Genomic DNA, 13,445 nt, shown 5'->3' with positions numbered 1-13,445 from the left:
CCGTGCACGTCTTCAACGGCTGGGTGCTCAACCGTGCTGAGTGCCTACCCTACCGCATCACGAAACCGCAGGTGAAAAGCGTTAGATCCGTGAGGATTTCAAGGTCCCGTGAGCGCGTGCTCACGGGACCTTGGTCCCGATGATTCAGTTCGGGCGAGATCAGTCGGTGTCGGTCGCCGGACCGGTCGTTGTGGCGCCACCCTCGTCGGCCCACGTGCGCTCGCCCGACGGATCGGTCTGAACGTCCTTGTGCGCGGTGCCGGTGGTCTGCGGCTCGTCCGTCTGATCAGTGTGGTCGGTGGGATTCTGTTCGCTCATGGTGTCTGCGTTCCCTTCGGGAAGTAGTTGTTCATGTACTCGTCGTTTCCTGCTCACCCGCGAGGGGTACTCAATAGGAGGTAGTGCGTCAGGTCGAATCGACAACCAGCGAAGTCAGCTGTCACCGAAGCAGGAGATTTCACGTGAACCATATGACCGTGACGACCGAACACCTGCGTGCACTACTTGGCAGCGGCCCCCATTCGGAATTGGTAGCGGTCGGGGGCGAGATCGAGATCTACGTCCCCGATGAAGAAGGGTTCGGCCTCGAGGGTATCTCGCTTGTGACTCGCGAGCAGTTGGCTGAACGCCTGCCTTCCTCGCCCGACAACCCCGACGAAGGCGAACTGCGTATCGCTGCAGAATCGTTGAGCGAGATGATCGCCGAACTCGGCGGCTGAGTTCGGCAGCAGCCCACTTCAGATCTGCGGGATCGGATCCGGGGGATACGGGTTCGGTGGCGTCGGAGTGGGCGGCACGGGCGGCGGATTCAGCGGATCGGGTGGTGTCGGCGCGGGTGAACCCGGGTCGGGAACAGGTCCCGGAGCCGGAGGTGGGTGAGTGGTCATGCGTGCCGGGTTCCCAAACACGTGCTGAACAAACACCTAGTGTTCGGGAAGGCTTTTGGTGTTTCCCCCGGCAGGTAAATATTCCACGATGTCGGTCACGGCGATGTGGACGCTCTCTGCAGAGACCGGTGGTTCCATATTGCCGAGGATCATGTGAACGACATCGACGACCGTGAATCGCACCCGATCCGACAGCTCGGCCAGATCGACTCCGTAGGGCGCAGCCAGTTCGATACGTAGTGAACGTATTTCGTGGCCGTCGACAAAGAATTCGATGATGCTCGGTGAGCAGTGGTGTCGAGAACGTATCTCTGCGGCGAGGTGGGTGCGGAGGACATGATCGCTTACCGACACCGTGCCTAGACGCGGACCCTCGGACGCGTGCGCGTTCAGTGGCCAGCCCGATGCCGAGGTCGATCGGAGCGCCCGGATCACCTTGTCGCTGATTCGATCCCAGCCTGGCTCCGGGGCATTTCGCAGGACCTCGGATGCGTGCGCCATCAATGCGTCGGTTCGTGATTCGATCATCGCCACCTCGTCATTCGTTCACTCAGGTTAGCCCGTGCACGATGGTGATGCCCACGCACCGCATCCGGAGTGAGTCTTAGAATCTTTCCGATTTGAACGAACGTGAGCATCTCCACCTCTCGCAGCGTCCAGGCCGCACGCTGGCGATAAGGCAATTCCCCCAACGCTTCCTCCAGCGCCTCCAGGAAGGCGGAGTTCGAGGTCGAGTCGAATGGACCGGCCTCGGCAGACGGTACAAGAGAGTCGAGCAGTTTGTCGTCGATCGGTTGAGCTCTCTTGATTCGGTAGCTGTCCACGATCTTTCGTGAACAGATCGCGAAAAGCCATGTTCGCATGGATGATTCACCGCGAAACGATTCGAGTTGACGCCATGCGGCCACGAAGGTGTCCTGGACTACCTCGAGAATGTCGCCTTCGTCCGCGAGCATTCGACGTGCATAGCGGTGGAGCGCTGGTCCGTAGTGGTGCACCAGTGACTCGAATGCTTCTCGGTCGCCGAGTATCGCAGCGTCCACTGTCGCGGTGTCCAAGCCGTCAGGCGCTTCCGTGAGCCCCTGTGTGTGCGGTAACGCCACAGTCGCTCCTCTCGCAGAAATGCGGAAACTCGGCTGCGTTCGAAAGTTGTTCGTCCGGCCGGGGCGTTGAATGTTACGGACCGTAACTAATAAACGTCAGTGATGCACGTCACTCGAATCAGACATTCGGTTTTAGCTTCGAGTCACGACTACACAGGTAGATCGATCAACAGGAGGAGATGACAATGGTCAGCACGCAGGTTGCGACAGCATCTACGAAGGATGTTGCATCATCGAACGACTCGGCTCTGGTGAGCTCGCAAGGAAAGACGTCGATCGCCGACACCGTTGTCTCGAAGATTGCCGGAATCGCCACCAGAGAGGTGAGCGGGGTGTACGACGTCGGCGGCGGAGCATCCCGGGTGGTCGGTGCACTGCGCGAGCGGATTCCCGGCGCAAGTGTCAACCACTCCCAGGGCGTCTCGGTCGAGGTCGGCGAAAAGCAAGCAGCGGTGGACATCGACATCGTGGCCGAGTACGGCGTATCTCTTGCAGACCTGGCCACCGGCATTCGCCGCAACGTCATCGCAGCGCTCGAACGGATGACAGGTCTCGAGGTGACCGAGGTGAACATCACGGTTCACGACGTCCACCTCGACGAAGGCAGTGACGACGAAACAGGCGAGCCCAAGACCACACGGGTGCAGTGAGTTCCGAAATCGCTGACACCGTCGCTGAGGCCGTGACGGCTGTACCTGGCGTCGCATCGCTTCATGCCGGAATGTTCGGCGAGGTCGGCACCTACCTTCCCGGTCGTCGCGTCGTCGGCGTGCGGGTGACGGAGTCGTCGACCGACGTCCACGTCTGCATCTTCGCCGACGCCGCCGTTCGTGAGACCGCTTTACGTATCCGCCAAGCCATTTCGGGACTCGTTTCCGGCCCCGTGAACGTGACGGTGGAAGACGTAGTAGGCCGCCCGCACAATGCCTGAGCGTTCTCGTGGTACTAAACCTGATCGCCGTTCTGCACGAAGAGCGGCGATCAGGAAGCACCACCCCGATGCAGGGGGATCAGCCGATGCGCTCAATCGAGCGCTCGAACGCATCGACCGGGACTTCGCATCCCCGATCGATGTGGGTGTCCGTACGACGCTGCGCGGCACGATGCGGCAGATAGTCAAACCCGTTCGGGCCCAGTACAGCCGGGTGCGCGCTCGGCTGCCGGGTGCCAAGACCTATACCGAGATCTGACCCGCACATTTGAACGTCATCCACAACGGAGGATTCACATGACCACCTCGACTGTCGGCCTTCTGGCAGGACTACTTCTCGGAGTCGCAGCTGCTGCAGGCGGTTTCACCGGATTCCTCATCGCGCTGGTCCTCGGCGTGGTCGGTTACCTGGTCGGTGGCCAGCGTGATGGTGAGTTCGACCTCGGTGTGATGCTGAAGGGTCGCGGTCGTGGCTGACACAGCTCTGCCGGAGTCTGTGCTTGGCGAGCCGGGCGAACGCGGAACGCTGACGATTCGAGACAGAGTCGCGCAGAAGCTGGTGCTCGAGGCGACTCGCGGAACGCCGGGGGTGCGTCAGCACGCCGGTGGCATGGACAAACTGACCGGGCGCGAATTGCCGAGGGCACGAGTGCTGGTGTCCGGCAGGCGGGTACGAGCCAAGGTGGACATCGCGATCGAGTGGCCCGGATCCTTGTCGGTCATCGGCACCGCGGTGCGCGACAACGTGAGGGCCCAGTTGGAATCGATCTCGGGACTGGACGTAGACGGTGTGGACGTGTCGATAGTGAGCGTTCTCCCGGCATCGACCAACGGTGATGCGGGAAGGAAAGTGCAGTGACTTCGGACAAGGTCGTACCACCTACCGCCTCGAGGGTTGCGGCTCCGGTTCCATTGGCGACGCCAGGAGCTACGTTCACCGGATTTCTGGTCGCCGCGGCGGTACTGGCGCTCGGCGTGGTCGGGATCCGAGACGTCCTTGTGGACACCGGCGTGATCACGGGGTCGCAGTGGATATCGGGTGCTTTCGAATATGTGGACGGGCTCGCCTTTCAGAGTTGGATGTTGCCGGCCGGAATCGCAGCCGTCGTCATCGGTCTGTGGTTCGTGATCCTCGGACTCAAACCGCGGCGAAAGACAGCCAATGCCTTGGTCGGAGTCGTTGACACGTGGATCGATCCCGCAGATGTCGCGGCGGTAGCGTCGGTACGCGTCGAGTCGTTGACCCACGTTCGCTCCGCTTCGTCACACGCGACTCGGCGCAAGCTCGAAGTGAAGGCCACGGTCACACTCGATGGGGCCGCGACCGCGGAATCGGAAATCCGTGCCGTGCTGGGGGACTTGACCCAGACGCTGTCACCGTCCCCTCGAATCAAGATTCGCATCCAGACGGGGGAAAGATCATGACCCGAACGGCGACGGTGATAGATCGCGTGGCGACGTGCATCGCGGGACTGCTCGCGATAGCGCTGGGAGTCGCAGCGATCCTCTGGAATCTCGACGTGATCAAGGATCTGCCGGCGCAAATCGACATCCCGTGGGTTGAAGATCTCGGCGACCGCTCGTGGTGGCCGTGGGCTGTCGGGGCTGGTGGGGCTCTGCTTGCCCTACTCGCGTTGCGGTGGTTGATTTCTCATGTGCCACTTCGGAGGGTGAAGGAGATCACGGTTCCGGGGTCGAACTCTCACAATTCGATCACCGCGGATCTGGGTGCGGTCGCCGAAGGAGCGAGTGCATCATTGGAAGGCTTCGACGAAGTATCGCGTGTTCGAGGAAAAGTGTTGGTCGACCGCGGAGTTCGAACAGTCGATTTGCGGGTGACCTTGAGACGGAGCGTCGTATCCGGATCGGAAACGCTGCCCGAGTTGGTTTCTCGGGTCGCCAATGCCGGCGATCAAATCCAAGCAGTAGTCGGTGATCCGTCCGTCGCGACCAGAACTCGCATCGCCGTGGAAAGTGCGAAACACGATGAGCCGAGAACTCTCTGATCAATCGAGGTTTGAGCCACCTGACGACCGGGTATTGGTAGACCTCCCCATCGCGCACAGAATCATGGATGTTGCTGTGGCACTGTGCGTCACGGTTCTCGTGGCGACTGCGACATCGATGGTGATCGCAATCGTCGTGACGCTGATCATGTGTGGGTCGGTGAGTGTTGTTCGTCGTATGTGCTGAGTGGCCAGTCGTTTTGGTTCTGTCGTGACCACCTGATAGAAAGGTAAGCAGACAATGTGGCTGCTACCGAGTGCACGATCTCCCGCGTCGTGCGACGGAGAGTCCGGCTGTGTGCAAACACAACCCGCGATCACGGTCTAGTTGCGCGGGCCGATCGCGTGGAACTCTCCCTTCGCCGGCAGTCTCTCATTGCGCCGTCCCTTACCTCAAGGAGTCACAATGCTCTCACTCGGAATCATCGCCTGGATCATTATCGGTGGACTGGCGGGTTGGATCGGCAGTAAGATCATGAAAACCGATGCCCAGCAAGGAATTTTCCTCAACATCGTGGTCGGTGTCATCGGCGGCCTGATCGGTGGCTTCCTGCTACGGGTCTTCGGTTTCGATGTCGAGGGTGCAGGCTGGATCTTCAGCTTCCTCACCTGCCTTCTCGGTGCCGTCATCTTGCTGTTCCTGGTCAAGGCAGTCACCGGAAAACGCTGACCCACATCTATTCCACGCTGTTCGAGTTCGACCGAATCCCACGACCGAATTTCACGGCCGAATCCTAGAAGGAGAAACACATGTCCGACTTCATCGACAAGGCAAAGCACCGCGCTGAGGATCTCATCGGCGAGGCGAAGGAAAAGTTCGGAAATGCCACGGGGAACGATGATCTGGCTGCCGAAGGTGTTGCCGATCAGGGCGAGGCAAAGGTCAAGAAGGCCGGAGACGCTGTCAGTGACAAGGTCTCGGATATCAAGGACAAGTTCACCAACTGAGTGAGCTTCGGGCGCGGTTGATCGGCAAGTCCGGTCAACCGCGCTTTTGTGTGTCTCCTCGGCCGTTGCGGCTACCGCGATACGCGAGCTTCCGCGTTTCCGCGAGCCACTCCGGAAGCATGCGCATGTGGGTCGGCCTGTGCAGAATCGGATCGAAGGACGGCTGGAGGCAATCCGGGTGGTCCGCGACTTCGTCGAGGCAGAGGTGTCCGATCGGAATCAACTGAAGTTGGATTCTCGCAAGGTAGACGGAGAAGTGCAGAGGGGAATGATCGACGGCCGCCTTCAGCGCGGGCAGTGAAGTGCCGGTCGGGTGGACGCCGCGCGGTGTCACGATCAGCCACGCTGCGGCGCCGCCCGCGCGTGAGTACGGAACCAGTGTGCTGTATCTCGCGCCGTTCCATGAGAATGCCGGAGCGGGAAACATTTTCGAGAAGGTAGAAAGTCCTGATGTTGCGAGAAGAATGTCCCACGGGATTTCATCGGCGCCGACATCATGCAACCGAAGAGCCAGGCCGAGTACGTCTGGTAGGTCCCCCGGTGTTCCGAGTGCCTTCGACATTCGAGCGCTGACGGTAATCGTCGACGACTCCGATACCGGCCACCAGGGAGTGGCCGGTTTCAGTGTTCCCTTCAGTTCGAGCCCGTAAGGGTGGAAAGCCCTGGCCCTGCGCAGCGATGATGCGAATTGGAACGGTGCACCGATCAATGTTCCGATCGCGCTCTTGCCGACGGGGATGATCGAATTGATCGTCACGGGATCCTTATCTGAAAACTTTCCGCCTGCGAATCGCCCAGACTGGACGGACGTTCAGGCGTTTTGACGGGCTTTTTGGCGGCTTCTGTCGGCTTCCCAGTGGCGGTGATTACTAATCATGTGACGTGCCGTAACAAAAGTCTCGCCCGTCGGGATAATTAGCCAAACGCACAAATTGGTCGTTATGGTTTGTTTGTCCGTAACGGTGCGATCGGACCTGTGACCGTCGCGAACTGGCGAGATTGCTACTCGTGATTTGTGTTTGGTGATCGCGCGGAAACAAAAGATGTCGAGGAGACACATTGATGGGCCACACTCGAACCTGGCTGACGCGCGCGCTGGCAATGCCGGTGGCTGTCGCGGTTACCTTAGTGCTTCCGCTCGGCACTGTGGCCTCGGCCCAGGATTTCGAGGACGACTCCGACACTTCGGTTGTCGCCCCAGCTGTTAGCCCGATCTCCTTCACCGAACTCGGGCGGGGAACAGACATCGTGTTCTCCTCCGACGACGCGCCCGTATTGGTGACCGTGCCGGTGCCGGACGGACTGACCGCAACTGCTGTGACCGGCATCCTGACTGCCCCGACCGACTTCAGTCGGGGGTGGCTCGAAGTGACTGCCGACGGACGTCTGGTAAGCCGCGTCGATTTCGACGCAGGGCAAGCCGGAACCGGTCTACCCATTTCGGTTCCGTTGCAAGGGCTCGAAGTGGTCGACCGCAGCGTGACCGTGTCGATGATCGCTCACCTCGTTCCCGTCGACAACCGCTGCTACGACAGAACGAGATACCAGCCCCTCGCGCTCCGGGATGCTTTCGTCGCCTACGACGGGACCGAGCAGCAGCCGACAACTGTCGCAACGTTCTTTCCTCCGATTTTGAGGAAGACAACCATCTACGTCACGGACGGCTCGTCGGGGTCGCAGCAGAGCGCGGCTTTGCAACTGAGTGCAGCAATTGTCAACAAATACGGAAGTCAGCCCGATGCCGTGGTGGTGGAGCAACTGCCGAACAGCCAGAGCCTACCGTCTGCCGAGCCGGGACTCTTCGAGCGCGCTGTTGTGCTCGGCAACAGCGGGGACGCCGGCATTGATCTTGCGGCGACTCCGAATGGTTCACCTGTGCTGCGGATTTCGGGGGACGACAAGACCCTCGTTCCTCAGGTCAGTCTCTTGGCGGCGAACTTCGACGGCTACTGGGCAGCCAGCAGAGCGCTTGCATCGCCGGACAACACAGTCGCCCAGATCTCCCAGGACGCGATCACCGTCGGCCAACTGAAGCTCGGAACATTGACGGCTTCCGGTCTCAATCACATCGAGGTCGACGTCCCGTTCAGTCAGTCGCAGCTGGGGCGTCCGATGAAGGACGTGTCGGTAAGAATGATCGGTTCCTATGTGCCGTTGCCGAATTCGCGCAACGGAGAGCTTTCGATTTCGCTCGGGGATACGAGACTTGCTTCGCAAACGGTGAACGAGACCGGGCGCTTCGACATCGGGGTCGATGTTCCGAACGAACTCCTGCGGCGCGATTTGACGTTCGAGGTCTCGATGGACGTGACCGGTGACTTCCAGTGCGGCACAAGTAGTCCTTCGTCCCTCACCGTCGACCCGGCCAGCACCATCACCTCCTCTACCGGATTTCCGCCGACGCCTGGAGGATTCCAGGCCTTGCCGCAGTCGATGCTGCCCACGCTCGACGTCGGTTTGAGCCGAGGTGATTTTGCCGATCTCATCCGAGCTCAGCGCCTAGTTGTCGCGATGCAGCGGTTGAGCTATCTGCCGATGCAACCGCGTGTGCTTCCGTTCGGCGAAGCCGCGACCAGTTCTCTGCCGGCGTTGTTGATCGCGGCGGACGGAACCCTGCCCGCTCCGGTTGCTCTACCGATGGACACTGCAGATCAAGGACTTCTGCGCTTGCAAGGCCTGGAATTCGGTGGGCAATACGGCGCCTTGCAGGTGGTTTCAGGTTCACACAACCAAGTGGTAGCGCTGACGTCGAAGAGTAATGCGGCCGATGCCGACGGTCTGCTCAACTGGTTGGAGGGCGGGAAGGACAGATTCGCAGAACTGACGGGCGATCTACTGGTGGCGCCTGTGGGCGGCGAGCCGTTCGATATCGGCGTCAACGTCGCACCGTTGGGCACTGCGACACCCGCCGAAGAAGAGACCGGCCTGAGCGCGGTCACGATCGGCTGGATCGGATTCGGGACCGTGGTTCTGATCGCTGTGGCCGTCGGCGGTGTGCTCGTGACGAGGCGTCGAGGACAGTGACCGTCACCGATCGCCCGGCCACGTCCGTCGCGGTCCACGACCTGCCGGGCCGCAAGCCCTGGCGGATGTTTGTTGTTCTCTTCGCGATCTACACCGCGTTGGGTGTGTGGATGAACGCCGGCATCGGCTTCATCTTCACCGACTCGCTCAGCCGTGTTGCCGCGGTGTCGGCGATGCTGCTCAGCCGTGATCCGCACTTCGCGGCGATCGGATTCGTGTTCACGCCGTTGACGGCGGCCGTCCAGATTCCGATGGGTCTGTTGGGCCACTGGTGGCCGGATCTGCTGCGGTGGAACATCACTGCGGTCGTGATGTCTGCGGCGTTCATGGCTGGTGCGGTGATTCAGATACGCGGGATCAGTCGCGACCGCGGGTGTGCGCGATGGGTCACCGTCGTCCTTACGGTGTTGTTCGCCGTCAATCCGATGATCGTCATGTACGCGGCGAGCGGAATGAGCGAAGCCCCGTTCCTCTTCTTCGTTCTGTGGGCGACCCGTCGTCTGATTCGGTGGATGCGCAGCGACGACGTGCACGACCTCATCGGTGCCGGCCTCGCATTTGCACTGGCGTACCTCACTCGATACGACGCATTGGCACCGCTGTTCGTCGCAGTGGTGCTGGTGACTGTGGTGAGTTGGCGTCGTTTTCAACCGACCGCGGAGGAGCGGGGCGAGGGCGCGGGACCTGGCTTGCGGCTCTGGGCAGCGGCACTCGACGGTGCCGTCGTGATGATCCCGGGGTTCCTGGCGTTCGTCTTGTGGTCGTTTGCCAGCTGGCTTATCACGGGCCAAGCGTTCCAACAGTTCTCGTCGGTGTACGGGAACAGTTCCATCCTCGAGCAGGCTGGGGCCGGAACCGACTCACCGATTACACGCCTTACCTTCTCGATTACCGAAATGGCCGTACTCGGGCCGGCGCTCCCGGTGTTCGCGGTCCTGGCAATCGTCTACGCACTCCGGCGGCGGGACACCGAAGTGGTCGTGCCTCTTGTGCTGTTCGGCGCGATCCTCGGCGCTCAGACGCTTCTGTACGTGATGGGCTCGACGTTTCCCCTTCTGCGCTTCTACATTTCGATAATTCCGCTGTGCTTCGTGTTGGTCGTACTGATCGCTCCACGCGGCATTCCGGTCGTCACGCGTCGGCCGGGGGCTGCTGCGTCACGCTCGGTGACGACGTACCCCGAACAGTCGGGACCTTCTCTGCCCCTTGTGATCTCTCTGTGCCTGCTGGTGGGCTCGACGTTGGTCACGTTTGTCGCGATGGGTAATGCCCGGCTCGCAGTGCTCGAGCATTCCATTGCCAGCGCGATCATTCCGGGCCGGCAGAATCTCGAGGAGCAGACGAATCTCCGCACGTTTGCGGCGGAGCGTCGCATCGCCAAGTATCTGGACGACTTGCATCTGCCGGAGGGCTCGGTTCTGCTCGACACCGTGGAGAGTTACGCCGTCGTGGCGTCCTCGAACAACCCTCGGCAGTTTGTCGTGCCCTCCGATGCGGACTTCGTGCGCGTACTGAACAACCCCGCCGAACATCACGTCGAGTACATCCTGTCGGTTCCGAATACCGGTCGTGGCGTTTCGGACGCCGTCAATCGGCGCTATCCGACGATGTACGACACCGGTGCAGGCGGGGTCGGTGCACTGATGCTCGAAGTACCCAACGACGGCGGCATGGACCCGTCGGCCTGGCGTTTGTACCGCATCACCGGTGAACGCCAAACGGGTCGATGAGGCAATTCGTGTGGGAGGATTGTCCGTATGACGTGGATGGTTGCAGATGTCTTCTGAAGAAGTGCGTCCGCGTGAGCGTGGCGCAGTCCGGCGCCGTGTCGCTTCCGCTGTAGCCGCCGTTGTGACCGTCGCTGCGGTCGTGGGCGTGTTCACGATGCCCGCAGGCGCCGATTCTCCCAAGCAAATTCGGGTCGGAGCGTCGTCGAACGGACTGACGCTCGACGGCCAGCCGTGGTGGCCTACCGGGCTCAATGCCTATCAGCTGGCCACTGATTGGTCGGTGAACTTCGGCTGCGGCGCCATGGTCGATCTCGACGCGTACTTCGGTTCGCTGCCACCCAACTCCATCACACGCTTCAACGCCTTCCAGGCGCTTGCGGTGAACAAATTCTCCGGAGAGATGGATTTCGGCCCGATGGACGCGGTGTTCGATGCTGCGGCGCGACACAACCAGTTCACGATTCCGGTGCTCTCACCCCAGGACAGTGGGTGTGATGACGGGCAATTCAAGTCCAGGGATTGGTACACCGACGACTGGAAGGTCGCGAACCTGATCCCGGGTCGAGCCACCATGAGCTTCCAGGACTGGATGCACACCGCCGTCGACCGCTGGAAGAACGAACCTTCCGTCGCGGCGTGGGAATTGGTGGGGGAGCCGGAGCCAAGTCTGTGTACCGACGCGGCCTGCAATTGGTGGACGAGAACGTGCCCGTCTGATTCCGCGCAGGTGTTGCGGGAGTTCTTCGACACGGCAGGCGCCGAGCTTCGCGCGATTGATCCGAACACTCTGATCACGGCGGGATACGTCGGGGGCGGTCAGTGCGGCACTGCTGGTGACGACTACCAATACGTGAGCGAGTCCGACTTCGTCGACGTTCTGCAGTATCACGACTACGGAGCGGACGGAGTACCGCTTCCAGGCGATCAGTGGAACGGACTGGCCCGTCGCATCGAACAGGCGGCGACCGTCGGGAAGCCGTTGTTGGTCGCCGAGACAGGCGAATTGGCGGGCAGTTGTGAATCACTGGCGACCAGAGCCACGAATATCGAGACGAAGCTGACGGGGCAGAAGGCGGCCGGCACGGCGGGAGCCCTCCTGTGGGCCTTTGTTCCGGATCCACGTCCGAACGAGTGCACGATGGACATCGGGCCTGACGATCCACTCTTCGACGTGATCACTTCACTGGCAGGTTAGCGCGGTCTCCGGCCGACCCCTCTTTTATTCGCGCAGCGGATATTTGATCACGATTTGATAACGACCTGAACGTGTCTTTGTGATGTGATGATCGTATTTCGTTTGTATTCAATGGCATTCAGTGGCATTCACCTGCGGATAACCGAACTTGAAAGCCGGCGCGACGGGGCGGGACCATCGACGCGGCGCCCGCAGGACCTACGTCCGGTCGCACGAGGACGGTCCGATCGGACCGCTGCGGTCGGAAGTTGTGCTGTACCTGCCCCTTTGGTTGACAGGGCGGTCCCGTTCTGATTGACGTCGAAATGCGGGCACGACCGTTCGCCGTGGTAACGGGTAGTGAGCGGAGTTCGGTGCGACCCTCGTGGGAGTGACAATGCGGGGCGGTGTGTAGCTCTCGCGCGCAACGAATTCCGAGTTCGAGTCAACTTGCGACAGCATCGGTCGCCCGGTAGACCTTGTGCGCAGGCTGTACATGCGATGTGAGCTTTCGGTCGTCGGAAATGAGGGGACGACCGCTGCATGCGCGTAACGGTAAGTGTGTGGAGCATCGCGTGAGCGGAGAGGTGAACGATGACTGGATACTCTGAACGGCCTTTCAAGACTGCGGTGGTACCTGCTGCCGGGATGGGGACCCGCTTCCTTCCGGCCACCAAGACGATCCCGAAAGAGCTACTCCCTGTCGTGGATACGCCCGGGATAGAACTGGTTGCCAGCGAAGCGGCTCAGGCCGGCGCGGAACGATTGGTGATTGTGACCGCGCCCGGAAAGGCGTCGGTGATCGGGCACTTCGTCGAGGATCTGGTGCTCGAGGGCAAGCTTGCCGCGAGTGGAAAGCACCATCTACTCGAGCGCGTGCGTCGAGCGCCGGGCCTTATATCCGTGAAGCCTGTCGTACAGGAATCCCCACTCGGCTTGGGGCACGCTGTCGGTCTTGTCGAGTCAGTGTTGGATGCCGACGAGGACTCGTTCGCGGTGCTGCTTCCCGACGACCTGGTTCACCCCTGCGGCGTTCTCGACGCGATGGCGAAAGTGCGTGCCGAGCGTGGTGGTTCCGTGCTGTGCGCGTTCGACGTCGCGCCGGATCGTGTTGGTGCCTACGGAGTGTTCGACGTGCAAGCGCCCGTGGAGGGCGACGATCCCGATGTGCTTGCCGTCGTCGGCATGGTGGAGAAGCCGGACCCGGCGGATGCTCCGTCCACTCTCGCCGCAGCCGGACGCTACCTTCTCGATCGCGCCGTGTTCGATGCGCTCCGGCGAATCTCGCCAGGGCAAGGTGGCGAGCTGCAACTGACGGATGCGATAGCGCTGTTGATTGCGGAGGGGCATCCGGTTCACGTCGTCGTCCATCACGGCACCCGCCACGATCTGGGTAACCCGGGCGGCTTTCTGCGAGCTTCTCTCGACCATGCGCTCAGCCGCACCGAGTACGGACCGGAATTGAGAGTCTGGCTCAAGGAACGATTGGATCAGCCCGATCCGCAGCTGACCTACTGAAGAATCCCGCCCATGACACCAGAGGTCGAAATATGTTTTGGTGCAAGAGAATCCGCACCATTTCTACGTGCGCACATGTGAACGTCGGTAGCCAAGGCTCATTCGGGTACGACCGCGATCAATT

General features: G+C 61.2%; 20 protein-coding genes. 15 read left to right on the top strand and 5 right to left on the bottom strand.

Annotated features, from left to right (window positions below):
- Nucleotides 1-159 precede the first annotated feature (159 nt).
- Complete coding sequence (locus ACWF6P_RS18290; protein ID WP_452621942.1) at nucleotides 160-318, bottom strand: PI-type proteinase; 159 nt, start codon at nucleotides 316-318, stop codon at nucleotides 160-162.
- A gap of 152 nt (nucleotides 319-470) precedes the next feature.
- Between ACWF6P_RS18290 and ACWF6P_RS18285 the strand changes: the two genes are divergently transcribed.
- Nucleotides 471-719, top strand: a complete 249-nt coding sequence (locus tag ACWF6P_RS18285; protein ID WP_007726566.1) for a hypothetical protein — start codon at nucleotides 471-473, stop codon at nucleotides 717-719.
- Nucleotides 720-737: 18 nt separating this feature from the next.
- Here ACWF6P_RS18285 and ACWF6P_RS18280 read toward each other — a convergent pair whose 3' ends face one another.
- From ACWF6P_RS18280 to ACWF6P_RS18270, 3 genes are read right to left on the bottom strand one after another with little or no spacing between them, the layout of a single operon-like run.
- Nucleotides 738-887 carry a hypothetical protein gene (locus tag ACWF6P_RS18280; protein WP_452621941.1) on the bottom strand — a complete coding sequence of 50 codons (150 nt, stop codon included), beginning with the start codon at nucleotides 885-887 and terminating at the stop codon, nucleotides 738-740.
- Between the two features lie 36 nt (nucleotides 888-923).
- Nucleotides 924-1,415, bottom strand: coding sequence for a hypothetical protein (locus ACWF6P_RS18275; RefSeq protein WP_452621940.1), 492 nt, complete (start codon nucleotides 1,413-1,415; stop codon nucleotides 924-926).
- Nucleotides 1,412-1,990, bottom strand: coding sequence for an RNA polymerase sigma factor (locus ACWF6P_RS18270; protein WP_452621939.1), 579 nt, complete (start codon nucleotides 1,988-1,990; stop codon nucleotides 1,412-1,414). Before ACWF6P_RS18270 ends, ACWF6P_RS18275 begins: the two co-directional genes overlap by 4 nt.
- Before the next feature lie 185 nt (nucleotides 1,991-2,175).
- Between ACWF6P_RS18270 and ACWF6P_RS18265 the strand changes: the two genes are divergently transcribed.
- From ACWF6P_RS18265 to ACWF6P_RS18220, 10 genes are all read left to right on the top strand, one after another.
- Nucleotides 2,176-2,640: an Asp23/Gls24 family envelope stress response protein gene (locus tag ACWF6P_RS18265; protein ID WP_378635405.1), complete on the top strand. Its 465-nt coding sequence runs from the start codon at nucleotides 2,176-2,178 to the stop codon at nucleotides 2,638-2,640.
- Nucleotides 2,637-2,921: an Asp23/Gls24 family envelope stress response protein gene (locus ACWF6P_RS18260; RefSeq protein ID WP_378448622.1), complete on the top strand. Its 285-nt coding sequence runs from the start codon at nucleotides 2,637-2,639 to the stop codon at nucleotides 2,919-2,921. The genes ACWF6P_RS18265 and ACWF6P_RS18260 overlap by 4 nt, the downstream gene beginning before the upstream one ends.
- A complete protein-coding gene (locus ACWF6P_RS18255; protein ID WP_452621938.1) occupies nucleotides 2,914-3,180 on the top strand; it encodes a hypothetical protein in 267 nt (88 codons plus the stop codon). Before ACWF6P_RS18260 ends, ACWF6P_RS18255 begins: the two co-directional genes overlap by 8 nt.
- A gap of 38 nt (nucleotides 3,181-3,218) precedes the next feature.
- Complete coding sequence (locus ACWF6P_RS18250) at nucleotides 3,219-3,398, top strand: hypothetical protein (protein WP_230816399.1); 180 nt, start codon at nucleotides 3,219-3,221, stop codon at nucleotides 3,396-3,398.
- Nucleotides 3,391-3,780 (top strand): Asp23/Gls24 family envelope stress response protein, encoded by a 390-nt coding sequence (locus ACWF6P_RS18245; protein WP_452621937.1) that lies wholly within the window; start codon nucleotides 3,391-3,393, stop codon nucleotides 3,778-3,780. The genes ACWF6P_RS18250 and ACWF6P_RS18245 overlap by 8 nt, the downstream gene beginning before the upstream one ends.
- Nucleotides 3,777-4,346 (top strand): DUF6286 domain-containing protein, encoded by a 570-nt coding sequence (locus ACWF6P_RS18240; protein ID WP_452621936.1) that lies wholly within the window; start codon nucleotides 3,777-3,779, stop codon nucleotides 4,344-4,346. Before ACWF6P_RS18245 ends, ACWF6P_RS18240 begins: the two co-directional genes overlap by 4 nt.
- Nucleotides 4,343-4,927 carry a hypothetical protein gene (locus ACWF6P_RS18235; RefSeq protein ID WP_452621935.1) on the top strand — a complete coding sequence of 195 codons (585 nt, stop codon included), beginning with the start codon at nucleotides 4,343-4,345 and terminating at the stop codon, nucleotides 4,925-4,927. Before ACWF6P_RS18240 ends, ACWF6P_RS18235 begins: the two co-directional genes overlap by 4 nt.
- A gap of 64 nt (nucleotides 4,928-4,991) precedes the next feature.
- The gene (locus ACWF6P_RS18230; protein WP_378548328.1) at nucleotides 4,992-5,114 is read left to right on the top strand and encodes a hypothetical protein; all 123 of its coding nucleotides are present in this window, start codon (nucleotides 4,992-4,994) and stop codon (nucleotides 5,112-5,114) included.
- Between the two features lie 219 nt (nucleotides 5,115-5,333).
- Entirely contained in the window at nucleotides 5,334-5,597 is a 264-nt protein-coding gene (locus tag ACWF6P_RS18225) for a GlsB/YeaQ/YmgE family stress response membrane protein (RefSeq protein ID WP_378448617.1), read from the top strand.
- Nucleotides 5,598-5,677: 80 nt separating this feature from the next.
- Nucleotides 5,678-5,875: a CsbD family protein gene (locus tag ACWF6P_RS18220; protein ID WP_378448616.1), complete on the top strand. Its 198-nt coding sequence runs from the start codon at nucleotides 5,678-5,680 to the stop codon at nucleotides 5,873-5,875.
- Nucleotides 5,876-5,909: 34 nt separating this feature from the next.
- Here ACWF6P_RS18220 and ACWF6P_RS18215 read toward each other — a convergent pair whose 3' ends face one another.
- Nucleotides 5,910-6,632, bottom strand: coding sequence for a hypothetical protein (locus tag ACWF6P_RS18215; RefSeq protein ID WP_452621934.1), 723 nt, complete (start codon nucleotides 6,630-6,632; stop codon nucleotides 5,910-5,912).
- Between the two features lie 305 nt (nucleotides 6,633-6,937).
- Here ACWF6P_RS18215 and ACWF6P_RS18210 point away from each other — a divergent pair, with 305 nt between their 5' ends.
- The 4 genes from ACWF6P_RS18210 (at nucleotide 6,938) to ACWF6P_RS18195 (ending at nucleotide 13,321) form a co-directional block, all read left to right on the top strand.
- Complete coding sequence (locus tag ACWF6P_RS18210) at nucleotides 6,938-8,899, top strand: hypothetical protein (RefSeq protein ID WP_452621933.1); 1,962 nt, start codon at nucleotides 6,938-6,940, stop codon at nucleotides 8,897-8,899.
- Nucleotides 8,896-10,629 (top strand): ArnT family glycosyltransferase, encoded by a 1,734-nt coding sequence (locus ACWF6P_RS18205; protein WP_452621932.1) that lies wholly within the window; start codon nucleotides 8,896-8,898, stop codon nucleotides 10,627-10,629. The genes ACWF6P_RS18210 and ACWF6P_RS18205 overlap by 4 nt, the downstream gene beginning before the upstream one ends.
- Before the next feature lie 46 nt (nucleotides 10,630-10,675).
- Nucleotides 10,676-11,824 (top strand): beta-mannosidase, encoded by a 1,149-nt coding sequence (locus tag ACWF6P_RS18200; protein WP_452621931.1) that lies wholly within the window; start codon nucleotides 10,676-10,678, stop codon nucleotides 11,822-11,824.
- A 573-nt stretch (nucleotides 11,825-12,397) separates the two neighbouring features.
- Entirely contained in the window at nucleotides 12,398-13,321 is a 924-nt protein-coding gene (locus tag ACWF6P_RS18195; protein ID WP_378448611.1) for a UTP--glucose-1-phosphate uridylyltransferase, read from the top strand.
- Nucleotides 13,322-13,445: the final 124 nt, after the last annotated feature.

The organism is Rhodococcus sp. NPDC055024 (assembly GCF_053608585.1).
Note: the sequence above shows the minus strand (reverse complement) of the source record. Positions and strands in the feature narration are given on the sequence as shown.

Coding starts and splice junctions, on each gene's coding strand:
- ACWF6P_RS18290 (WP_452621942.1), bottom strand. CDS start 318: ATGAGCGAACAGAATCCCACCGACCACACTGATCAGACGGACGAGCCG.
- ACWF6P_RS18285 (WP_007726566.1), top strand. CDS start 471: ATGACCGTGACGACCGAACACCTGCGTGCACTACTTGGCAGCGGCCCC.
- ACWF6P_RS18280 (WP_452621941.1), bottom strand. CDS start 887: ATGACCACTCACCCACCTCCGGCTCCGGGACCTGTTCCCGACCCGGGT.
- ACWF6P_RS18275 (WP_452621940.1), bottom strand. CDS start 1,415: ATGATCGAATCACGAACCGACGCATTGATGGCGCACGCATCCGAGGTC.
- ACWF6P_RS18265 (WP_378635405.1), top strand. CDS start 2,176: ATGGTCAGCACGCAGGTTGCGACAGCATCTACGAAGGATGTTGCATCA.
- ACWF6P_RS18255 (WP_452621938.1), top strand. CDS start 2,914: ATGCCTGAGCGTTCTCGTGGTACTAAACCTGATCGCCGTTCTGCACGA.
- ACWF6P_RS18250 (WP_230816399.1), top strand. CDS start 3,219: ATGACCACCTCGACTGTCGGCCTTCTGGCAGGACTACTTCTCGGAGTC.
- ACWF6P_RS18235 (WP_452621935.1), top strand. CDS start 4,343: ATGACCCGAACGGCGACGGTGATAGATCGCGTGGCGACGTGCATCGCG.
- ACWF6P_RS18230 (WP_378548328.1), top strand. CDS start 4,992: ATGGATGTTGCTGTGGCACTGTGCGTCACGGTTCTCGTGGCGACTGCG.
- ACWF6P_RS18225 (WP_378448617.1), top strand. CDS start 5,334: ATGCTCTCACTCGGAATCATCGCCTGGATCATTATCGGTGGACTGGCG.
- ACWF6P_RS18220 (WP_378448616.1), top strand. CDS start 5,678: ATGTCCGACTTCATCGACAAGGCAAAGCACCGCGCTGAGGATCTCATC.
- ACWF6P_RS18210 (WP_452621933.1), top strand. CDS start 6,938: ATGGGCCACACTCGAACCTGGCTGACGCGCGCGCTGGCAATGCCGGTG.
- ACWF6P_RS18200 (WP_452621931.1), top strand. CDS start 10,676: ATGTCTTCTGAAGAAGTGCGTCCGCGTGAGCGTGGCGCAGTCCGGCGC.
- ACWF6P_RS18195 (WP_378448611.1), top strand. CDS start 12,398: ATGACTGGATACTCTGAACGGCCTTTCAAGACTGCGGTGGTACCTGCT.